Source organism: Rhizobium sp. NFR12, assembly GCF_900108545.1.
GTDB classification, from domain to species: Bacteria; Pseudomonadota; Alphaproteobacteria; order Rhizobiales; family Rhizobiaceae; genus Neorhizobium; species Neorhizobium soli.
Genome location: NZ_FNWM01000001.1, coordinates 897,443 through 919,106, shown reverse-complemented (window position 1 = coordinate 919,106; position 21,664 = coordinate 897,443). Strand labels below are relative to the sequence as shown.

Sequence of the window (21,664 nt, the reverse complement as noted above, 5' to 3'; positions counted from 1 at the left end):
GGGGGCAGCGATGCTCTCGGGATTTTTCAATTCGGATCGGCCATCCGGCGATGGCCCGCAACGCTCAGCAGGGTTTCGGCCCCTGTTCCGGCTTGGTGTCGACCAGCGCACTGCTTACTGCTTCTTCATGATACCAGCAGTGGTCCTGCACCGCGACCGGGTAGGTCCCGACCGGCACCGTGGCGCCGTTCTCAAGACGGATCCGTGGCGTCAATGGAAATTGCAGGATCTGCGCTGTCTCACGATGGATGCCAATAACCATCCTATCGCCTCCTCCTCAATGCGCACTCAAACGCATACCAACCAGAGATATGCACATTTTTTGTGCTTTCTGCACTATTTTACATCATTTGCCTGTTCCGCGCTAGGCACGAATGAAAGCAAACGAGCTCAGGGCGATATAGTTTCGTCGGCGGAACTCAGACGCGAAGCAGAATTCCTTGTTTCAAGACCCCCGGTGGGTGCGCGAAAAATCGGTTGATTTTCAAACGGGCTGGGATGATGGCGTTACAGTCGCCACCAACAGACATGTAAGCCCGGCCAATCATACGACTTTTTTATCGGGATTTTTGGGCGACGACAAAAACTGGCACGGTATGTGCGTTCTATGTCTCATGCCCGGGATGCAGCGCTTTCGCGTCGCAGTCTCTGGATGGCTCAACCATGAACACCACGGCCTGAGAGATAAAATATGACCAAGTTTAAGCTCGAGTACATCTGGCTCGACGGTTACACCCCCGTCCCGAACCTGCGTGGCAAGACGCAGATCAAGGAATTCGACACCTTCCCGACGCTGGAACAGCTGCCGCTGTGGGGCTTCGACGGTTCGTCGACCAATCAGGCCGAAGGCCGTTCGTCCGACTGCGTGCTGAAGCCGGTCGCCATCTATCCGGATCCGGCCCGCACCAACGGTGCGCTGGTCATGTGCGAAGTGATGATGCCCGATGGCGTTACCCCGCACGCGTCCAACAGCCGCGCAACCATCCTCGACGACGAAGATGCATGGTTCGGTTTCGAACAGGAATACTTCTTCTACGAAGACGGCCGTCCGCTCGGCTTCCCGGAAAGCGGCTACCCCGCTCCGCAGGGTCCGTACTACACGGGCGTCGGCTACAAGAACGTCGGTTCGGTTGCCCGCGAAATCGTTGAAGAGCATCTCGACCAGTGCCTCGCAGCCGGCATCAACCACGAAGGCATCAATGCCGAAGTGGCCAAGGGCCAGTGGGAATTCCAGATTTTCGGCAAGGGCTCCAAGCGCGCCGCCGACCAGATCTGGATGGCCCGCTACCTGCTTCTGCGTCTGACGGAACAGTACGGCATCGACATCGAGTTCCATTGCAAGCCGCTCGGCGACACCGACTGGAACGGCTCCGGCATGCACTGCAACTTCTCGACCAAGTACATGCGCGAAGTGGGCGGCAAGGACTATTTCGAGGCGCTGATGGCGCAGTTCGACAAGAACCTGCAGGACCATATCGACGTCTACGGCCCGGACAACCACCTGCGTCTGACCGGCAAGCACGAAACGGCGCCGTGGAACAAGTTCTCCTACGGCGTTGCCGACCGTGGCGCCTCGATCCGCGTGCCGCATTCCTTCGTCAACAACGGCTACAAGGGCTACCTCGAAGACCGCCGTCCGAACAGCCAGGGCGACCCCTACGCGATCGCCTCGCAGGTTCTGAAGACGATCTCGGAAGTGCCGCTCGCGAAGTCGGCCGCCGCCTAAACAAAGCGTCCTCCCAAGGACAGACGTCCTCCCAGGACAACGAAGACGCCGGCCTCGCGCCGGCGTTTTTCGTTTGTGTGTTCTGAACGTGAGCCTCTCCCGGCACGGCCACCCGAGTTCGGCCCTCTCCGACTTCATCCCTCTGCTCACCACAGGGATCCAGTAGCGTCGCGTCCGCGGCGCGGAAAGGTATTCTCAGCCCAAGGACTTGGGCTGACTGGATTCCTGTGACAAGCACAGGAATGAGGGAGTGTGTGAGGGACGCCTCACCAAGACGGCTGCCGCCGGAGATGCAACATCGGCTGCCGCCTAAGACGCAAAGCCCTCCAGGAAGCCCTCAAACCTTCAGCCCCTCCAGAAACAGCCCCTCCAGAAACCGTGCCGCGTCCTCGAAACGGCCCTCGCCGTCCTGGTCCCGGCCGAGGACGGCGCGGACTTGGACGTCGAAATCGGCGTAGTGCTGCGTGGTGGACCAGATCGAGAAGATCAGGTGATAGGGGTCGCAGGTGCGGATTTTGCCGGCTTTTGACCAGGCGCGGATGACGCGGGCCTTTTCATCGACCAGGTCTTTCAGCGGGCCCTTCAGTTCGTCCTCGATATGCGGCGCGCCCTGCAGGATCTCGTTGGCGAAAAGCCGGCTTTCGCGGGGGAAATCCCGTGCCATTTCGAGCTTGCGGCGGATGTAGGAGCGGATTTCCGATGCCGGATTTCCTGTGGCGTCGAAAGCGCGGAGCGGCTCCAGCCAGGTGGAGAGCACACGGTCGATCAGCTGGCGATGGATCGCTTCCTTGGTGCGGAAATAATAGAGCAGGTTCGGCTTCGACATGCCGGCCGCCTCGGCGATCTGGTCGATCGTCGTGCCGCGGAAACCGCTGACCGAAAACACCTCAAGTGCGGCCTCGAGAATGACCTCTTCCTTCTCCTCCTGGATGCGGGTGCGCCGCTGCGTTTTCGCCGCTCGTGGAATGGCCATCCGTGTCCTGCCTTGCCTTCCCAAACGCTGATCCAGGCTCGTGTCACAAGGCCCATTTTCAAGGCATCTGGCGCGAAAATAGGCGAGTATTTTTCGTGATTTACGGCTTGAGTGGCGGTCGGGAAATTGTATGTTTTACCAGTCGGTCAAATTATCGATCACAGACAAAACAAACGCAATGCCGATGTTTCAGATCTGGCCAAACGTGGGTCTGGAACGCGGCTCTTGCAGGCATAACGGGTAAGGACAAGATGATGGCGGCAGCACCGGGCGAGAACATGCGTGTGAACGGCGACCGGCTGTGGGACATGCTGGAGGAGATGGCAAAGATCGGCCCCGGCATTGCCGGCGGCAACAACCGCCAGACCTTGACCGACGAGGACGGCGAAGGCCGCCACCTGTTCAAGCGCTGGTGCGAAGACGCCGGCATGACAGTCGGCACCGACACGATGGGCACGATGTTTGCGACCCGCGCCGGAACCGATCCCGATGCGCTGCCGGTCTATATCGGCTCCCACCTCGATACCCAGCCCACCGGCGGCAAATATGACGGCGTGCTCGGTGTCCTGGCGGGGCTCGAAGTTATCCGCTCGATGAACGATCTCGGCGTGAAGACGAAGCATCCTGTCGTCGTTACCAACTGGGCGAACGAGGAAGGTGCGCGGTTTGCGCCGGCCATGCTCGCTTCCGGTGTGTTTGCCGGTGTTCATTCGCTCGACTACGCCTATAGCCGCAAGGATCCGGACGGCAAGACGTATGGCGAAGAGCTGAAGCGGATCGGCTGGCTGGGCGACGAAGAGGTCGGCGCCCGCAAGATGCATGCTTATTTCGAATATCATATCGAGCAGGGCCCGATCCTCGAAGCCGAGCAAAAGCAGATCGGCGTCGTTACCCACTGCCAGGGCCTGTGGTGGCTGGAATTCACGCTGACCGGCAAGGAAGCGCATACCGGCTCGACGCCGATGGACCGCCGCTGCAATGCGGGGCTCGCGTTCGGCCGCATTCTGGAACTGGTGCAGGACGTGGCGATGGCGGAGCAGCCGGGCGCTGTCGCTGGCGTCGGCCAGGCATTCTTCTCGCCCAATTCCCGCAACGTGCTGCCCGGCAAGGTCGTCTTTACCGTCGACATGCGCACGCCGACGCAGGAAAAGCTCGACCGCATGCGGGAAAAGATCGAGGCGGGCGCAATCGAGATCTGCGAAGCGCTCGGCGTCGGCTGCGCGGTGGAAGCCGTCGGTCATTTCGATCCGGTCACCTTCGATCCGGTTCTGGTCGGCCGGGTGCGCAATGCCGCGGTCAAGCTCGGCTACAGCCACCTGGACATCATTTCCGGCGCCGGCCACGATGCGTGTTGGGCGGCAAGACTGGCACCCTCGACGATGATCTTCTGCCCCTGCGTCGACGGCGTCTCGCACAACGAGGCCGAAGAGATCTCCAAGGAGTGGGCGACAGCCGGCTGCGACGTGCTGCTGCACGCGGTGCTGGAAACGGCGGAGATTGTGGCGTGAGCCGATCCGAGCTACACTCGGCGCCGGCAGCAAAAGCGGAGCCAGCCGCATGTCAACAGCACCGGAAAACCCTGATTTCGAGCCTCTGCGCGCCGTCAGCGCGACGCGGAAATGTGGGTCTGACAGCGTGCCGGCCGTCACCTGCCGCCCGATCCGGAAAACTCGTCCATAGCGCGGCATCGCGCCATCAGTGACAGGAGGCGATGACATGGGCAGGCCACGCGAAGTCTCTGAGGAAGAACGCGCCGAGCTGATCCGCAAGGGCTACCGGCCGATCGAGGTTTGGGTGCCGGACTTTACCAGCGAGGTCTATCGATTGCGGGCGGCCCTGCAGGCGAAGGCATCGGCAGAGGCGGATCGCAACGCTGGCATCATAGAATTCACTGACGAAAGCCCTGCTGACGACTGGGAGAAACCGTGAACCTGAAAAGAGGCGACATGGTCACGGCGGCGTTTCAGGGTGTCCTTGGCAAGCCAAGACCCGCGGTCATCGTCCACGCCGACGAGTTCATCGAGGGCCACGTCACGCTTCTCCTATGCCCGCTGACGACGTTTCTCTCTGACTCTCCGGATTTTCGACCGACCCTGACGCCCTCAGCATCGAACGGGCTGCAGGCAATATCCCAGATCATGACCGACAAGATGACCCACCTTAGAAAGGCGTCGATCCGTCAGATCATTGGGCATCTCGGTGACGACGAGATGCAGCGACTTGAGAGTGCGTTGATCAGTATTATCGGCCTGCGGCAATCGGTGCTGCCAATCGCCACAATAAAATAAGGGAGCGAGCCATGACCACCATCATCAAGAACGGCACTGTCGTGACAGCCGACCTCACCTACAAGGCGGATGTGAAGATCGAGGGTGGTCGTATCGTCGAGATCGGGCCGGATCTCCGGGGCGAGGAAGTCCTGGATGCGTCGGGCGCCTACGTGATGCCGGGCGGGATCGATCCGCATGTGCATCTGGAAATGCCGTTCATGGGCACCTATTCGGCCGACGATTTCGATAGCGGCACGCGCGCGGCGCTTTCGGGCGGCACCACGATGGTGGTCGATTTCTGCCTGCCCGAGCCGGGCCAGTCGCTGCTTGATGCGCTGAAGCGCTGGGACAACAAGGCGACCCGCGCGCACTGCGACTATTCCTTCCACATGGCGATCACCTGGTGGGGCGAGCAGGTGTTCGACGAGATGAAGGCGGTGGTGCGCAACCATGGCATCAACACGTTCAAGCACTTCATGGCCTACAAGGGCGCGCTGATGGTCAATGACGACGAGATGTTCGCCTCGTTCTCGCGCTGCGCCGAGCTTGGCGCCCTGCCCCTCGTGCATGCGGAAAACGGCGATATCGTCGCCGCCATGCAGCAGAAGCTGATGGATGCGGGCAATGACGGGCCAGAGGCGCATGCCTATTCGCGCCCCGCTTCCGTCGAGGGCGAGGCGACCAACCGGGCCATCATCATCGCCGATACCGCGGGCGTGCCGCTCTATGTGGTGCACACGTCCTGCGAACAGGCGCATGAGGCGATCAGGCGCGCGCGCCAGTCCGGCATGCGGGTCTATGGCGAACCGCTGATCCAGCATCTGACGCTCGATGAGAGCGAATACGCCCATCCAGACTGGGATCACTCAGCCCGCCGCGTGATGTCGCCGCCGTTCCGCGACAAGCGCCATCAGGATTCGCTTTGGGCGGGCCTGGCGTCCGGTTCGCTGCAGGTGGTGGCGACCGACCACTGCGCCTTCACCACGGAGCAGAAGCGTACCGGGCGCGGCGATTTCCGCAAGATCCCGAACGGCACCGGCGGCCTTGAAGACCGCCTGCCGATGCTGTGGACGCACGGCGTCGAGACAGGCCGCATCACCATGAACGAGTTCGTTGCGGTCACCTCCACCAATATCGCCAAGATCCTCAACATCTACCCGAAGAAGGGCGCGATCCTTGTTGGAGCCGACGCGGATATCGTGGTGCTCGACCCGAAGGCCTCAAAGACGATCTCCGCCGCAACCCAGCAATCGGCGATCGATTACAACGTGTTCGAGGGTAAGCAGGTGACCGGCCTGCCGCGCTTCACGCTGTCGCGCGGCAATGTCGCCTATGCCAATGACGAGATCCGCACGAAGCCGGGCGACGGCAAGTTCGTTTCCCGCCCGCCGTTCCCTGCCGTCAGCAAGGCGCTGTCGGCCTGGAAGGAAATCACCGCGCCGCGCAAGGTGGAACGCTCCGGCATCCCGGCATCAGGCGTATGAGCGGCTTGATGACAGCGATACCCGATGAGGCGGAGGCCGGTGGCTCAGTCCACCAAAGCGTCCAGTTCCGGCAGCAGGACCACGCTTTCCTGCTCGTTGGGATCCGTGCGCGCGATGATCGCGGTGCAGGGCGTGCCCGACCGGTTGGCCGGCAGATGCGGAACACCGGCCGGGATGTACATCAGCTCGCCCGCATGCAGCACGACGTGGTTCTCCAGCCGGTCGCCATACCAGGTGTCGGCGGAGCCGGAGAGCATGTAGATCGCGGTCTCATGGGTCTCGTGCAGATGGGCCTTGGCTTTTGCCCCCGGCGGAATGGTCAGAAGATGCATGCAGATGCCCATGGAGCCGACCGTTTCGGCGGAAATGCCCTGCACATAGGTGAGACCCTGCTTGCCGTCATAGGCGGCATCGGGCCTGACGATACGGCAGGTCGGTCTTGATGACGTGTCCATTGAAATTCCCCCTCTCCAGCGGAGCCGCGGCCGCCTTCATGGCGCCGACGGCCGGATGTGCAGCTCCATGATACCAGAAAACCCGGCCCTTCAAACGATCAGCCACGCTTGCGACGGAGCGCGCCCATGACCTACTCCGTCGTCTCCGCGCGAAAGCTCGGCCTGACCTTCGAGACCGGCGACGGGCCCGTTCATGCGCTGTCTGATGTCGATCTCGACGTGAAGAAGGGCGACTTCGTTTCCTTCATCGGCCCCTCCGGCTGCGGCAAGACGACGTTTTTGCGGGTAATCGCGGATCTGGAACGGGCAACCTCGGGCGAAATCCTCGTCAACGGCATGACGCCGGAGGAGGCGCGCAAGAGCCGCTCCTATGGCTATGTCTTCCAGGCGCCGGCGCTTTATCCGTGGCGGACGATCGAGAACAACATCGCCCTGCCGCTGGAAATCATGGGCTATTCGGCAGCGGAACGCGCAAGCCGCATCGAACGGACGCTCGATCTCGTCAATCTCTCGGGCTTCGGCAAGAAATATCCTTGGCAGCTTTCCGGCGGCATGCAGCAGCGCGCCTCGATCGCCCGGGCCCTCGCCTTCGATGCCGATCTCCTTCTTATGGACGAGCCCTTCGGCGCACTGGACGAGATCGTCCGCGACCATCTGAACGAGCAACTCCTGAAACTCTGGGAGCGGACGCAGAAGACCATCTGCTTCGTCACCCACTCGATCCCCGAGGCGGTCTATCTTTCCACCAAGATCGTGGTGATGTCGCCGCGGCCCGGACGGGTGACCGACGTGATCACCTCGACCCTGCCGAAGGAGCGCCCGCTGGATATCCGGGAGACGCCGGAATTCCTGGCGATCGCTCACCGGGTCCGCGAAGGTCTACGCGCAGGGCACAGCTATGAGGAATAAGACCTGCGTCAGCAAAAAGACCCCTCCCCACCCTCCCCACAAGGGGGAGGGCTTAACTTGCCGCGCCCTCACCAAAAACCGTCTCTGCAGTGGAATATGGACTGAGCGGTGCAGCGTAGTCTCTCCCCCCTTGTGGGGGAGATGGCCGGCAGGCCAGAGGGGGTCTTTCTTTTACCGATCACATCAGCATGTCGCCGGGGTCTTGTCGTTTTTCGAGAAAGGAATTCGCATGCCGCATTCCAACATCGATCCCAGGACACGACGAAGCGCCAAACGGCTTCGCCGCGAACTGACCAAAGCCGAATCCGCGATGTGGACTATGCTCCGCGACTTCCGGCAGTTTGGCGCGCGCTTCAGGCGCGAGACTCCAATCGGTCCTTATATTGCTGATTTCGCGTGGCTTTCCGCCAGAATCGTGATCGAGGTGGATGGCGACAGTCATGAAACCGATCATGGTCGGGCTCACGACGTGCGGCGCGATGCGTTCATGAAGGGACAGGGCTTCACTGTCATGCGTTTCGATAACCATCAGGTCATTGACGGACCGGATTACGTCTTCACGACCATCGAAGCTCTAATCGCGCCTTTTCTGGAAAGGCCGCCGACATGACCACCCAGGACACACTGAAATCCCGCATCCTGCCCGTCGCAACGGTCGTGCTCGTCATCGTCGCGGTCTGGTATGTCGGCGCCTATTTCATGAATGCGCCGTTCCAGCGCGATCTCGACCGGCGCGCCAGTGTGACCTCGACGCCGATGGAATTCCTCGGCAAGACGATGTCGCAGCCGAAACCGATCCTGCCGGCGCCGCATCAGGTGGCGTCGAATGTTTTCGAGAACACGTTTCTGCGCAAGCTCAACTCCAACCGCAGCCTCGTCTATCACGCCTGGGTGACGCTCTCCTCGACGCTTGCGGGCTTCGGTTTCGGAACGCTTCTCGGCATCCTGATCGCGGTCGGCATCGTCCACGTGCGCGCGCTCGACCGCAGCCTGATGCCGTGGATCATCGCGTCGCAGACCGTGCCGATCCTTGCCGTCGCGCCGATGGTGATCGTCACGCTCGGCGCGATCGGGATTTCCGGTCTGGTGCCCAAGGCAGTGATCTCCACCTACCTCTCGTTCTTCCCCGTCGCAGTCGGTATGGTGAAGGGCCTGCGCTCGCCGGAACTGATCCAGCTCGATCTGATGCGCACCTATCATGCCAGCGCCGCACAGACTTTCTGGAAGCTGCGTGTCCCCGCCTCGGTGCCGTTCCTGTTTACCTCGATGAAGGTGGCGATTGCCGCAAGCTTGGTCGGTGCCATCGTTGGCGAGCTGCCGACCGGTGCTGTCGCCGGCATCGGCTCGAAGCTTCTCGCCGGCGCCTATTACAGCCAGACGATCGATATCTGGGCGGCGCTGGTTGCGGGCTCGGTGCTGGCATCGCTTCTGGTCGCAGTCGTCGGGATCGCCGGAAAGATCGTCAACCGCAACATGGGAGGAAAGCCGACATGAGCGCGCTGATGCGAACCTCCCTCCTCACGTCATGGCAGGGCTGGCTGTCCCTGGCGCTGTCGCTCGCCGCACTTGCGACCCTTCCGCTCCTCGATCCCGATGCGGTGGCGCGTTTTGCACCGATGGCACTATTTGCGATCTTCGCTCTGTCGATTGCAGGCGCGGTCGTTTCGTTTCTGCCGCTCCCGCCCCTGTTTCTCGCGGCAGCGATCTTCGTCTTCTGCCACCTGTCGACCAGCATCCTGATTTCAGGCCTTTCCGGAAACGAGGGCAAGGCGGCAACCGCGTTTTTCCTGATGATCGCCGCCAACTGGCTGCTGGCATGGCGCTGCGTCAGCCTGTTGTCGGAGATCCGGACCCGTTCCAGGTTTGCGGATGGGCTTCTGGGTCTCGCGATCCCGGCGATCTTCGGCGCGTGGCTGCTGATCCTGTGGGAGGCGCTCACCCGCGGCTTCGGCGTGCCCTTCATCCTCCTGCCGCCGCCCTCCTCGATCGGGCTGCGGATTGCAGCGTCGCTGTCGATCCTCTGGGCGGACGTGCAGCAGACCATCTTCAAGGCGGTGCTGGCGGGTTACATCCTCGGCTGCAGCGCGGGCTTCGTGGTGGCGATCCTGGCCGACCGCTTCGCCTTCCTGCGCGCAGGACTGATGCCGATCGGCAATCTGATGTCGGCGCTGCCGATCATCGGCGTCGCACCGGTCATGGTCATGTGGTTCGGTTTCGACTGGCAGTCGAAGGCCGCCGTCGTCACGATCATGACCTTCTTCCCGATGCTGGTGAACACGGTGGCCGGGCTTTCCGCCTCCGGAACGATGGAGCGTGACCTGATGCGCTCCTATGCGTCGGATTACCGGCAGATGCTGATGAAGCTCAGGCTTCCGGCCGCCATGCCCTTCATCTTCAACGCGCTGAAGATCAATTCCACCCTGGCGCTGATCGGCGCCATCGTCGCGGAATTCTTCGGCACGCCGATCGTCGGCATGGGCTTTCGCATCTCCACCGAGATCGGGCGCATGAATGTCGACATGGTCTGGGCCGAAATCGCGGTTGCGGCGCTCGCCGGATCGCTCTTTTATGGCGTCGTCGCCCTTGCCGAGAGAGCAACGACATTCTGGCATCCGTCTAACCGTGGGGGTTAGTCGCTGACGATCCGCATCCCGAAAACGGGGGCGGCAACAAAAGAGGGAAACGACAATGAAAAAGATGATCATGGCACTGATGGCGGGAGCGTTCTCGCTTGCCGCATCCAATGCATTCGCCGCCGACAAGCTGACGCTGCAGCTGAAATGGGTCGCCCAGGGCCAGTTCGGCGGTTATTTCGTGGCCAAGGACAAGGGCTTCTACGAGGAGGAAGGCCTCGACGTGACGATCAAGCCGGGTGGTCCCGATATCGCTCCGGAACAGGTGATCGCCGGCGGCGGCGCCGACGTGATCGTCGACTGGATGGGCGGCGCGCTGGTTGCCCGCGAAAAGGGCGTACCGCTGACCAACATCGCCCAGCCTTTCGCCAAGTCCGGTCTCGAGCTGATTTGCCCGAAGGACGGCCCGGTCAAGACGGAAGCCGATTTCAAGGGCAAGACGCTCGGCGTCTGGTTCTTCGGCAACGAGTATCCGTTCTTTGCCTGGATGAACAAGATCGGCTTGAAGACCGAGGGCGGTACGGATGGCGTGACGGTTCTGAAGCAGAGCTTCGACGTCCAGCCGCTGATCCAGAAGCAGGCGGACTGCATCTCCGTCATGACCTATAACGAATACTGGCAGGCGATCGACGCCGGCTTCAAGGCCGAAGATCTGGTCGTCTTCAACTATACCAAGCTCGGCAACGACCTTCTGGAAGACGGGCTCTACGCTCTCGATACCAAGCTGGCCGATCCGAAGTTCAAGGAGAACATGGTCAAGTTCGTGCGCGCTTCGATGAAGGGCTGGAAATACGCGATCGAGAACCCGGAAGAAGCCGCAGAGATCGTCATGGACAATGGCGGCCAGGACGAGAACCACCAGAAGCGCATGATGGGCGAAGTGGCAAAGCTGATCGGCGACGGCAAGCTGGACATGTCGACCTACGAGCGCACGGTAAAGGCGCTGCTCGACCAGAAGATCATCACCAAGCAGCCGGATGGTGGCTACACGACCGATGTAACGACCGCCGCTCTTAAATAAGCAGGGCCTGATCGAGCCGATCTAACCTGCCGAAAACAGTATATGCCCGGCGCGCTGCCGGGCATATTTTATGGGGCGGTAACCATCACTGATCTTGGTCTTGGCATTTCCGCGAGCAGATTGATTTGCGGCGACGGAAGCCGTAAAAACACGGGACATGAATTTGTCGGGTGACGGACTTGTGGCGGCTTTGGGTCGTCACCACCTCATCAGGAACTGCGCAGGGAGGGGCGCGGATCCCGGACAGCGAAATAAAGACCCTCTGGTGCATCGGAAGTCGTCGCATGTTTCGCATTTCGTCAAAGCTCGCGTTGTTGGCGGCGTCCCTCGCCCCTGCCCTGATCACGCTCCTCGCCTTTCCGGCATTGGCGCAGCAAGCACAGCCGACCGCACCGCAGAAGAACCTTCCGTCGATCATCGTGACCGAGGCCAAAACCCGCCCGATGACCGATCGGGTCATCGCGACCGGTACGATCCGCCCGATCGAGGAAATCTACATCCAGCCTCTGGTCGACGGTCTCTCTATCCGCAGCGTCGATGCCGATGTCGGCGACGAGGTGAAGCAGGACGCGGTTCTCGCAACCCTCAACGACGACTCGCTCATTCTGCAAAAAAGCCAGCTTGAGGCAAACAGGACCAAGGCCGAGGCCGGCGTCGCGCAATACAAGGCGCAGGTGATCGAGGCCGAAGCCAATCTGGCCGACGCCATCCGCCAGCGCGACCGCACCAGAAAACTCGGACAAAACGGCACCAGCAGCCAGAGCCAGGTCGAACAGACGCAGGCCCAGGTTGAAGTCGCCGAAGCACGGCTGAACGCGGCGAAACAGGCCGTTTCCGTCGGTGAGGCCGACGTCAAGGTCGTCGATGCGCAGATCAAGGACGTCGACCTCAACCTTGCCCGCACCGGCGTCAAAAGCCCGGTTGATGGCGTCGTCACGGCCAAGAATGCGCGGATCGGCGCGATTGCCGCCGGCGCCGGCGAACCGCTCTTCACCATCATCAAGGACGGCGCGATCGAACTCGTGGCCGATCTTTCGGAAACAGACATCCAGAAGGTCAAGCTCGGCCAGAAGGCGATCATCACCATTGCCGGCGGCACACGCAAGATCGAAGGCAAGGTGCGGATCGTTTCGCCCTCCGTCGATGCGACCACCCGCCTCGGCGCCGTGCATATCGTCGTGGATGACGAAAGTGGTGCCCGATCGGGCATGTATGGCAGTGCGGAGATCGTCATCACCGAAACGACGGCGCTGGCCCTGCCGCTCTCGGCCGTGACCACGGCGCCGTCGGGCTCGGTCACCCGCAAGGTGGACGGCGACACGGTCAAGCAGGTCAAGATAGAGACCGGCATCCAGGATGGCGGCTTTATCCAGATCGTCAGTGGCATTGCCGAGGGCGACCGGGTCGTCGCCAAGGCCGGCGCCTTCGTGCGCGACGGCGACAAGATCAACCCGGTCCTGCCGGGCTCAAAGGCTGGCGCCGACAAGGCCGAAGCTGACCGGGCCCCGCCCGCCGCTGTTTCGAATTGAGGACGCGAAGATGAACTTCTCCGCCTGGTCCATCCGCAACCCGATCGCGCCGCTTCTCGGCTTTGCCCTGTTGCTGTACGTCGGCATTCAGTCCTTCTATGCGCTGCCGATCACCCGCTTCCCGAATATCGACGTGCCCGTCGTCTCCGTCACCGTCGTCCAGTCCGGCGCCTCGCCTGCCGAACTGGAAGTACAGGTGACCAAGGAGATCGAGGATGCCGTTGCCTCGATCAGCGGCATCGACGAAGTCCAGTCCACCATCACCGATGGCCAGTCGCAGACGGTCGTCGTCTTCCGCATCGAAAAGCCAACGCCCGAAGCTGTGCAGGATACCAAGGACGCGATCGACAAGATCCGCGGCGACCTGCCGGCCGGCATCGAGGAACCGATCGTCACCAAGGTCGATGTCGAAGGACAGGCGATCCAGACATTCGCCGTCTCATCGCCCAACATGACGCTCGAGGAACTCTCCTGGTTCGTCGATGACACGGTGACGCGGGCGCTGGAAGGCCAGGCCGGGATCGGCCGGATCGACCGTTACGGCGGCTCGGATCGCGAAGTGCGCGTCTCGCTCAATCCCGCCAAGCTCGATGCCTATGGCATCACGGCGGCCGACGTGAACCAGCAGCTGCGCGGCACCAACGTCAATCTCGGCTCCGGCCGCGGCCAGGTGGCCGGCAACGAACAGACGATCCGCACGCTTGGCGATGCCCGCGATGTGGCGCAACTGGCCGAGACGTCGATCAGCCTTTCCAACAACCGTTTCGTGCGGCTGTCGGAGCTCGGCACCGTCACCGATACCTACGAGGAGCAGAAGTCCTTCTCGCGCTTCAACGGCACGCCGGCCGTCACCTTTGCCGTCTTCCGCGCCAAGGGTGCGAGCGAAGTCTCGGTCGCCGAAACCGTGGCGGAAAGCCTCGATGGCGTGCGCAAGGCGCATCCCGATGTCGCGATCGCCATGGTCGACGACTCCGTCTATTTCACCTACGGCAATTACGAAGCGGCCCTTCACACGCTGGTGGAAGGCTCGATCCTTGCCATCATCGTCGTCATGCTGTTCCTGCGCAACTGGCGCGCGACGCTGATTGCAGCAGTCGCCCTGCCGCTATCGGCTATCCCCACCTTCTGGGTCATGGACCTGATGGGCTTCTCGCTCAACCTCGTGTCGTTCCTGGCGCTGACGCTTGCGACCGGCATTCTGGTGGATGACGCGATCGTCGAGATCGAAAACATCGCCCGCCATATCAAGATGGGCAAGACGCCATACAAGGCCGCACTCGAGGCGGCCGACGAGATCGGGCTCGCGGTCATCGCAACGAGCTTCACGATCATTGCCGTGTTCGTGCCCGTCTCCTTCATGCCGGGCGTTCCCGGCCAGTATTTCATCCAGTTCGGCCTCACCGTTGCATTCTCGGTCTTCTTCTCGCTGGCGGTCGCGCGCCTGATCACGCCGCTGATGGCAGCCTATCTGATGCGCGCCGAAGACGGGATGGAAGACCATCACGACAATGACGGCTGGATCATGCGCGCCTATACGCGCCTCGTCACCGGCACGACCCGCAAATGGTACTGGCGCTATGCGACGCTTCTTGGCGCCATCGCCTTCCTCGCCGGCTCGCTCTTCCTGCTGAGCAAGGTGCCCGGCAGCTTCCTGCCGCCCGACGATTCCTCGCGCGTCGTTCTCTCCGTCGAGTTGCCGCCCAATGCGACACTGGAAGAGACCGCCGAGACGTCTGAAAAGATCGACCGCGCGGTTCGCGATATCGACGGCGTCGAAAGCGTCTTCGTGCTCGGTGGCGCATCGCCCAAGGGCGATCTTGAACTGCGCCGCTCGACCGTTCGTGTCATCCTCGAAAACATCGACCATTCGCTGATCAAGACGCTGGTCAACAAGGGGCTGGGTAGCCTGCCGCTGATCGGCTCTTCTTTGCCGAAAATGGAAGAACATGGCCGTACCCGTCCGCAATGGGACGTGGAAAAGGACATCTTTGCCGCAATCCGCGATATCCCGGACGTGCGTATCTCGAAGGTCAACGACCGCGCCGAGCGCGAACTGGCGTTCAACTTCCTCTCCGACAACGAGGCGGACCTGAACGATGCGATCGGGCTCCTGGAATCGCGCCTGCGCGCTTCGCCGATCCTTGCCAATGTTTCCTCCGACGGCGCCCTGCCCCGGCCGGAACTGCAGATCCGTCCGCGCATGGCGGAAGCCGCGCGCCTCGGCATTACGCCGCAGCAAATTTCCGAGACCGTGCGCGTCGCGACCATCGGCGATATCGACGCCAATCTCGCCAAGATCAACCTCGATGACCGGCAGATCCCGATCCGTGTCCAGACCTCACTCGATGTGCGGCGTGATCTAGCAGCGATCAAGGCGTTGAAGCTGAGGACCGCAAGCGGTGCCACGGTGCCGCTCACCAGTGTTGCCGACGTGGATTATTCGGAAGGCCCGAGTTCGATCACGCGCAACGACCGCAACCGCGTCGTGGCGATCGGCTCGGATGTGCCCTTCGGCACGGCACTCGACACGTCGTCGGCCGAGTTCAAACGCATCGTCGACGAAACCAACCTTCCGCCATCGGTTCGGCTGGCAGAAAGCGGCGACGCCAAGGTGCAGGCGGAAATGACCCAGAGCTTCGGCAACGCCATGCTGATGGGCCTGCTTCTGGTTCTGGTCGTTCTGATCCTGCTGTTCAAGGACGTCATCCAGCCGCTGACCATCCTGTTCTCGCTGCCGCTTGCGATCGGCGGCGTGGCGGTGGCGCTGATCGTCACCCAGAACGCGCTGTCGATGCCGGTTCTGATCGGTATTTTGATGCTGATGGGGATTGTCACGAAGAACGCCATCCTGCTCGTGGATTTCGCCATCGAGATGAAACGCCACGGACTGGAGCGTGTTCACGCCATGGTTGAAGCCGGCCGCAAGCGCGCCCGCCCGATCATCATGACGTCTATCGCAATGTCGGCCGGTATGCTGCCCTCGGCGATGGGTATCGGCGAAGGCGGATCGTTCCGCGCCCCGATGGCAATCGCCGTGATCGGCGGCATCATCGTTTCCACCGTCCTGTCGCTCCTCGTTGTCCCCGCCTTCTTCCTCATCATGGACGATCTTTCCGGCCTGCTCGGGCGGATCTTCGGTCGCCTGGTCGGCAAGAAAGAAGAGGAGGATTTCGGCCTTTCCAATGAGGAACTGACCCAGGAGAACCGTGACCTTGGCGAGCGGCTTCGCCGGCTGGAACGCGAAAACGGCATCGACCACGATATGCTCAGCGCCTCTGGTGGCGCCAAGGTCCTGCGGCTTCCGCCCATGGCTGCGGAGTAAAAACACCGTTCCGAGCAAGCGATTCCCGGTGGGGCAGAAGACGTCGAAGGGTGCGGAAATGCAAAAGCGCATCCCGATCGCAAAGAATCTTGGACGATTTGATCGACGTCAAAACGCGCTTCGGAGCACGTGTTAATTTAGAATAATTACATTCTAGGAAGCTCCCCGCCAGAAAAGAAGAACGGACATGGGCAACGGCGACATCAAACTCAACAATCGCGACCGCGCGGTTCTCATGAAAACGCCTTTCATGCACGGCCTGACCGGTAACTCGCTGGTCAAGATGCTGTCGGCGATGAGTGTCGAGACAGTGTCCGCCCGTGACCTCATCGTGCGAGAGGGCCAACGTGCCGAAGCGTTTTACTGTGTGCTGAACGGCTATGTCCGCCTCTACCGGCTGAGCCGAGACGGGCGCGATGCGGATATCCGCATTTCCGCACCGGGAGATACGTTCGGCGAGTGCATGCTCTATGCGGACAGGAAGTATCCCTTTTTCGCGCAGGCCGCAGAGACCTGCACGCTGGTGCGTTTCGACCTGCAGACGGTCAAGGATCTGGCCGAAGAGGATCCCGGTATTTCCCGCGCCGTGATGACGACCCTGTCGCGTCATCTGATCAGCACGATGGACTGTGTTGCCAACGACCGGCTGTTCACGGCGCCGCAACGGGTGGCAAACTACATCCTCAGCCGCTGCCCGGTTGACGGTGGACCGGCAGCCATCCGCCTGCCGTTCCAGAAAAGCCTGCTCGCCGGCATGCTGGGACTTGCCCCGGAAGCCCTGTCGCGCGCCTTTTCGTCCCTGCGCAAGACAGGCGTCACGGTTCGCGGCCGCATCATCCAAGTGGTGGACGTACAGGCGCTGCGGGAGATCTGAACCGTCGAAGCAAGTAACCCGGGAGGCCGGCCCGAGCAGGCCGGCCACTCGCGTCAGCATGGCTTGCCTCAAAGGGTCAGGAAACCGCAGACCTCGTCATTGCGATCTCACAGCCCGCCCTGCGTCTCCAGAAACCGCACCACATGCTCGACGCCCTCGCCGCGCTTGAGGTCGGTGAAGACATGCGGCTTCATTTCGCGCATCCGCGAGGCATCCCTGTCCATCACGTCGATATCGACATCGACGTAAGGCGCCAGATCCTTCTTGTTGATGATCAGGAGATCGGAGCGGGTAATGCCCGGCCCGCCCTTGCGCGGGATTTCCTCGCCCTGGCAGGTGGAGATCACGTAGATGGTGATGTCGGCAAGATCAGGCGAAAACGTGGCCGCCAGATTATCGCCGCCGGATTCGATGAACACGATGTCGAGATCCGGAATGCGCTCGTTGAGACCGGCGATCGCCTGAAGATTGATCGTCGCATCCTCGCGGATCGCCGTATGCGGACATCCGCCCGTCTCGACACCGACGATCCGGTCAGACGACAGCGCTTGCATCCGCACCAGCGCTTCGGCATCCTCTTTCGTGTAGATATCGTTGGTGACGACGGCGACCGAATATTTGTCGCGCATGGCCTTGCAGAGCTTTTCGGTAAGCGCCGTCTTGCCGGAGCCGACCGGCCCGCCGATCCCGACGCGAAGCGGTCCGTTTGCCGATTTCATGGGGACTATCCTTTCGATTGCTGGAGCAGCTTATCCCGGTCGCTAGGACCGGAACAGCCGCGAATGCTGTGTTTCGTGGCGAAGCGAGGCGATCTCCGCCTGCACGGCGGCACCGCCGAGATCATCGAGCGTCGCGCCGTGCGCCTTCTCCGCGACATCGCCAACCAGAGATTCAAGACCGGCCAGAATGCCGACGCCGTGGGCCTGACCGCACACACCAAGGCGGATGCCGGCCGAGACCGATTGCGAGACAGCCGCATGCAGATAGGCGGCGATTGCGCTCGTCTTCGGCACGCCATGGGCCGCCGAGATGGCGCCGACCGCGACCGGAAACGGCACCTGTTTCGGCAAAAGCTGCAGCACAGCGTGCGGCCAGGCGATGGCAGCCGTGACGAAGGCCTGGCCGAGCGATAACGTTTCCGCATGGCGCTCCGCCGAGCCTGCCAGCGCCAGACCGAGTTCGGAGAGGTCCTTCAACGCGTCGGGTTGATCGACAGCCTCGAAAGCGCTCGAAAACAGAACCGCATCGTTCCAGAGCGAACCGTGAAGCAGGATGGTTTCGAGCCAGGATGCGAGATCCGAGGCCGATGTCACCAGCCGATCCGCCACCGCGCGCTCCAGCCCGCCCGACCAGGCAAAGCCGCCGATCGGAAAAGCCGGAGACAGCCATGCCATCAGACGGAGCAAGGCGTGCGTATCTAGCCCCTGCCCAAGCTTACCCTGCAGACCCACGTCTTGCATCATACCGGTTCAGTCATGGGCATGATGACCGTGACTGCCGTGATCATGGCCGCCATGCGCGTGATAGGCGCCGCGGGCCGGCTGGAAGGGTTCGTCAATGTCGGTGACGGTTGCGCCGAGGCCCTGCAGCATGGAACGGATGACGTGATCGCGCAGGATGAGGATACGGCCGTCCTCGATCTGCGCCGACAGGTGCCGGTTGCCGAGATGCCAGGCAAGCTCGATCAGGTGCAGCGTATCGCGCGCCTTGACCTCGAACAGCTTTTCCGGCGCCGCCTGCACTTCCACCGTATCCCCGTTCTCAAGCACCAGCCGGTCACCATGGTGAAACAGCACCGCTTCCTTGAGATCGAGCATCACCATGTCGCCGTTCGACAGATGCAGCAGCTTGCGGCGCAGGTGCCGCAGATCATGCGGCAAGGTGACGACATCCACCGGCGGATCGCTGATTTCACCGGCGGGACGATAGGAATGGATATGCTGCATGAAAGTCTCCTTGAAGGCGGCATAATCACCAAGCGCGATGCTCGGCACAAGGCCTAGTTACGCTCCCGGCTGCAAAATCCGTGGCCGGGAAAAGCATGGGCCGTCAATTGAAAATCCGGAGCGACAGCGCCAGCAACTGCGGCAGTGGATTCCACAGCCCCGTGCGCAGTCCCGCGGCCCTCAGCGCCCGCGCGGTCCAGGTGTTGCAGCCGACAAGCGCGTTGAACGATCCATGCGCTTCAAAGAAGCGGTCATAGACGCCGTAGCCTGCGCCGGGGATGGGCACGACCTTGTTATCCACCTCCACAAAACTGGCACGAATGAAGTCGGACATGGCTTGGAATTGATCTGCATCGAGATCGAACGCCTGCACGGCCGGATGCGTGTCGTCTATGCCGCCGGCGACATCGACATGCATGACCGAGGAATCGATGGTCAGCGCGCGGAAGGCCGGCATGGGTTTGAGATCGGCCCAGGTCGGCGTTTCCAGATAGAAGGACCGCCCTCCCCAGCCGATCACCAGCCATTCTGCCGCGGGATCGGCGACGGGAATGCCTGATGCTTCCAGAAACGAATAGGACGCCCGCGTTTCCGCATCGAGCGGGATGACGAGATCCGTATGGATCGGGTTCGAAAGAACCAGAATCCGGCGCGTGTTTTCGGCAGCGTGGGGGCGATCCGGCGCAAACAATGGCCGCGGCACGAATGTGCCGATGGCGGCCGCCAGCACGATTAGCAGGCCAATGACAGGGATCGCCAGCAGCAACCGCCGTGCAAACCTCTTCATGCGCCGTTTCCGGTAAGGTATTGCATCAGAAGAGGAAGTACCGCTGTGCCATCGGCAGAACCGTTGCCGGCTTGCAGGTCAGGAGCTCTCCATCAGCACGCACTTCGTAGGTCTCCGGATCGACCTCCACATGCGGCGTCAGCGAATTGTGGATCATCGACGCTTTCGAGATGCCGCCACGGGTGTTGCGGACGGCCAAGAGCTTTTTAGCAACCCCCAGTCTGCCGACGATGCCGCCATCGAGCGATGCCTGGGAGACGAAGGTGACGGAGGAATTGGTGCGCAGCTTGCCATAGGCTGCAAACATCGGGCGATAATGCATCGGCTGCGGCGTCGGGATAGACGCGTTGGGATCACCCATCGGTGCTGCCGCAATCGAGCCGCCGAGCAGCACCATTTCCGGCTTCACGCCGAAAAAGGCAGGGCTCCAGAGCACCAGATCGGCGCGCTTGCCGACTTCGACCGAGCCGATTTCATGGCTGATGCCGTGCGCGATCGCGGGGTTGATCGTGTATTTGGCGATATAGCGTTTGACGCGGAAATTGTCGTTGTCGCCGGTTTCGTCGGCCAGATGGCCGCGCTGGCGCTTCATCTTGTCGGCCGTCTGCCAGGTGCGGATGGCAACTTCGCCGACGCGGCCCATCGCCTGGCTGTCCGACGAGATGATCGAGAAGGCGCCGATATCGTGCAGGATGTCTTCGGCAGCGATCGTCTCCTTGCGGATGCGGCTTTCGGCAAAGGCGATGTCTTCCGGTATCGACGGCGACAGGTGGTGGCAGACCATCAGCATATCGAGATGTTCGGCCAGCGTGTTGATCGTGTAGGGCCGCGTCGGATTGGTCGAGGACGGAATGACGTTGGGATTGCCGCAGATCTTGATGATGTCAGGCGCGTGACCGCCGCCGGCCCCTTCCGTGTGGAAGGCATGGATGGTGCGGCCCTTGATAGCACCGATCGTGTCTTCCACGAAGCCGCTTTCGTTGAGCGTATCGGTGTGGATCATCACCTGCACGTCAAAGGCGTCGGCGACTGTCAGGCAGTTGTCGATGGCAGCGGGCGTCGTGCCCCAATCCTCATGCAGCTTCAGCGATGACGCGCCGGCGAGGATCATCTCCTCGAGCGGCGCCGGCAGCGAGGCATTGCCCTTGCCGGCGAGCGCGAGGTTCATCGGAAACGCGTCAAAACTTTCGATCATGCGCTCGATATGCCAGGCGCCGGTGCAGGTGGTGGCCAGCGTACCGTGCGCCGGGCCCGAGCCGCCGCCGAGCATCGTCGTGATGCCGGACATCAGCGCTTCCTCGATCTGCTGCGGGCAGATGAAATGGATATGCGCATCCATGCCGCCGGCGGTGAGGATCTTGCCTTCGCCGGCAATCGCCTCGGTGGATGGTCCGACGATGATCGTCACACCCGGTTGCGTATCCGGATTGCCGGCCTTGCCGATCGCATGGATCCGGCCGTCCTTCAGACCGACATCGGCCTTGTAGATGCCCGAGTGATCGACGATCAGCGCATTGGTGATGACAGTATCGACAGCGCCCTCGGCCCGCGTTGCCTGGCTCTGCCCCATGCCGTCACGAATGACCTTGCCGCCCCCAAACTTGACTTCTTCGCCATAGACGGTGAAATCCTTCTCTACCTCGATGATGAGTTCGGTATCGGCAAGCCGCACCTTGTCACCGGTGGTCGGGCCGAACATGGAAGCATAGGACGCGCGGGACATTTTGTAGGGCAT

21 protein-coding genes are annotated in these 21,664 nt (G+C 61.9%); 13 read left to right on the top strand and 8 right to left on the bottom strand.

What is annotated here, in order from left to right; translation table 11 throughout:
• Nucleotides 1-64: 64 nt before the first annotated feature.
• On the bottom strand, nucleotides 65-262 hold the full coding sequence (locus tag BLW69_RS04445) for a DUF2735 domain-containing protein (protein WP_062455286.1): 198 nt from the start codon (nucleotides 260-262) through the stop codon (nucleotides 65-67).
• Between the two features lie 429 nt (nucleotides 263-691).
• Here BLW69_RS04445 and BLW69_RS04440 point away from each other — a divergent pair, with 429 nt between their 5' ends.
• A complete protein-coding gene (locus BLW69_RS04440; RefSeq protein WP_062582719.1) occupies nucleotides 692-1,726 on the top strand; it encodes a glutamine synthetase beta-grasp domain-containing protein in 1,035 nt (344 codons plus the stop codon).
• Nucleotides 1,727-2,063: 337 nt separating this feature from the next.
• Here BLW69_RS04440 and BLW69_RS04435 read toward each other — a convergent pair whose 3' ends face one another.
• Nucleotides 2,064-2,699: a TetR family transcriptional regulator C-terminal domain-containing protein gene (locus tag BLW69_RS04435; RefSeq protein ID WP_092660175.1), complete on the bottom strand. Its 636-nt coding sequence runs from the start codon at nucleotides 2,697-2,699 to the stop codon at nucleotides 2,064-2,066.
• Nucleotides 2,700-2,953: 254 nt separating this feature from the next.
• Between BLW69_RS04435 and BLW69_RS04430 the strand changes: the two genes are divergently transcribed.
• From BLW69_RS04430 to hydA, 4 genes are all read left to right on the top strand, one after another.
• Nucleotides 2,954-4,207: a Zn-dependent hydrolase gene (locus BLW69_RS04430; protein ID WP_092660173.1), complete on the top strand. Its 1,254-nt coding sequence runs from the start codon at nucleotides 2,954-2,956 to the stop codon at nucleotides 4,205-4,207.
• A 208-nt stretch (nucleotides 4,208-4,415) separates the two neighbouring features.
• A complete protein-coding gene (locus BLW69_RS04425) occupies nucleotides 4,416-4,628 on the top strand; it encodes an antitoxin MazE-like protein (RefSeq protein WP_092660171.1) in 213 nt (70 codons plus the stop codon).
• On the top strand, nucleotides 4,625-4,987 hold the full coding sequence (locus BLW69_RS04420; RefSeq protein WP_092660169.1) for a type II toxin-antitoxin system PemK/MazF family toxin: 363 nt from the start codon (nucleotides 4,625-4,627) through the stop codon (nucleotides 4,985-4,987). Before BLW69_RS04425 ends, BLW69_RS04420 begins: the two co-directional genes overlap by 4 nt.
• Nucleotides 4,988-4,998: 11 nt before the next feature.
• On the top strand, nucleotides 4,999-6,453 hold the full coding sequence (gene hydA / locus BLW69_RS04415) for a dihydropyrimidinase (protein WP_092660167.1): 1,455 nt from the start codon (nucleotides 4,999-5,001) through the stop codon (nucleotides 6,451-6,453).
• Between the two features lie 44 nt (nucleotides 6,454-6,497).
• On the opposite strand, the gene BLW69_RS04410 is transcribed toward hydA, so the two are convergent.
• The gene (locus tag BLW69_RS04410; protein WP_062582708.1) at nucleotides 6,498-6,908 is read right to left on the bottom strand and encodes a cupin domain-containing protein; all 411 of its coding nucleotides are present in this window, start codon (nucleotides 6,906-6,908) and stop codon (nucleotides 6,498-6,500) included.
• 126 nt (nucleotides 6,909-7,034) lie between these two features.
• On the opposite strand from BLW69_RS04410, the gene BLW69_RS04405 reads away from it, so the two are divergent.
• The 8 genes from BLW69_RS04405 to BLW69_RS04370 all read left to right on the top strand — a co-directional run bounded on the left by BLW69_RS04405 (nucleotide 7,035) and on the right by BLW69_RS04370 (nucleotide 17,196).
• Nucleotides 7,035-7,817, top strand: coding sequence for an ABC transporter ATP-binding protein (locus BLW69_RS04405; protein WP_062582706.1), 783 nt, complete (start codon nucleotides 7,035-7,037; stop codon nucleotides 7,815-7,817).
• Nucleotides 7,818-8,046: 229 nt separating this feature from the next.
• Complete coding sequence (locus BLW69_RS04400) at nucleotides 8,047-8,427, top strand: endonuclease domain-containing protein (RefSeq protein ID WP_062455266.1); 381 nt, start codon at nucleotides 8,047-8,049, stop codon at nucleotides 8,425-8,427.
• On the top strand, nucleotides 8,424-9,311 hold the full coding sequence (locus BLW69_RS04395) for an ABC transporter permease (protein ID WP_092660163.1): 888 nt from the start codon (nucleotides 8,424-8,426) through the stop codon (nucleotides 9,309-9,311). The genes BLW69_RS04400 and BLW69_RS04395 overlap by 4 nt, the downstream gene beginning before the upstream one ends.
• Before the next feature lie 8 nt (nucleotides 9,312-9,319).
• Complete coding sequence (locus tag BLW69_RS04390; RefSeq protein WP_092661040.1) at nucleotides 9,320-10,450, top strand: ABC transporter permease; 1,131 nt, start codon at nucleotides 9,320-9,322, stop codon at nucleotides 10,448-10,450.
• Between the two features lie 55 nt (nucleotides 10,451-10,505).
• Nucleotides 10,506-11,471, top strand: coding sequence for an ABC transporter substrate-binding protein (locus BLW69_RS04385; RefSeq protein WP_092660161.1), 966 nt, complete (start codon nucleotides 10,506-10,508; stop codon nucleotides 11,469-11,471).
• A 284-nt stretch (nucleotides 11,472-11,755) separates the two neighbouring features.
• Complete coding sequence (locus tag BLW69_RS04380; RefSeq protein ID WP_092660159.1) at nucleotides 11,756-13,000, top strand: efflux RND transporter periplasmic adaptor subunit; 1,245 nt, start codon at nucleotides 11,756-11,758, stop codon at nucleotides 12,998-13,000.
• A 10-nt stretch (nucleotides 13,001-13,010) separates the two neighbouring features.
• Nucleotides 13,011-16,322 (top strand): efflux RND transporter permease subunit, encoded by a 3,312-nt coding sequence (locus BLW69_RS04375; RefSeq protein ID WP_092660157.1) that lies wholly within the window; start codon nucleotides 13,011-13,013, stop codon nucleotides 16,320-16,322.
• Between the two features lie 187 nt (nucleotides 16,323-16,509).
• Complete coding sequence (locus BLW69_RS04370) at nucleotides 16,510-17,196, top strand: Crp/Fnr family transcriptional regulator (protein ID WP_062455259.1); 687 nt, start codon at nucleotides 16,510-16,512, stop codon at nucleotides 17,194-17,196.
• A gap of 107 nt (nucleotides 17,197-17,303) precedes the next feature.
• On the opposite strand, the gene ureG is transcribed toward BLW69_RS04370, so the two are convergent.
• From ureG to ureC, 5 genes are all read right to left on the bottom strand, one after another.
• A complete protein-coding gene (gene ureG, locus BLW69_RS04365) occupies nucleotides 17,304-17,915 on the bottom strand; it encodes an urease accessory protein UreG (RefSeq protein ID WP_062582696.1) in 612 nt (203 codons plus the stop codon).
• A 42-nt stretch (nucleotides 17,916-17,957) separates the two neighbouring features.
• Nucleotides 17,958-18,659, bottom strand: coding sequence for an urease accessory protein UreF (locus BLW69_RS04360; RefSeq protein ID WP_244508737.1), 702 nt, complete (start codon nucleotides 18,657-18,659; stop codon nucleotides 17,958-17,960).
• Nucleotides 18,660-18,665: 6 nt separating this feature from the next.
• Complete coding sequence (gene ureE, locus BLW69_RS04355) at nucleotides 18,666-19,142, bottom strand: urease accessory protein UreE (RefSeq protein ID WP_062457838.1); 477 nt, start codon at nucleotides 19,140-19,142, stop codon at nucleotides 18,666-18,668.
• A gap of 103 nt (nucleotides 19,143-19,245) precedes the next feature.
• Nucleotides 19,246-19,929 carry a TIGR02117 family protein gene (locus tag BLW69_RS04350; protein WP_092660155.1) on the bottom strand — a complete coding sequence of 228 codons (684 nt, stop codon included), beginning with the start codon at nucleotides 19,927-19,929 and terminating at the stop codon, nucleotides 19,246-19,248.
• Between the two features lie 25 nt (nucleotides 19,930-19,954).
• The gene (gene ureC / locus BLW69_RS04345; RefSeq protein WP_092660153.1) at nucleotides 19,955-21,664 is read right to left on the bottom strand and encodes an urease subunit alpha; all 1,710 of its coding nucleotides are present in this window, start codon (nucleotides 21,662-21,664) and stop codon (nucleotides 19,955-19,957) included.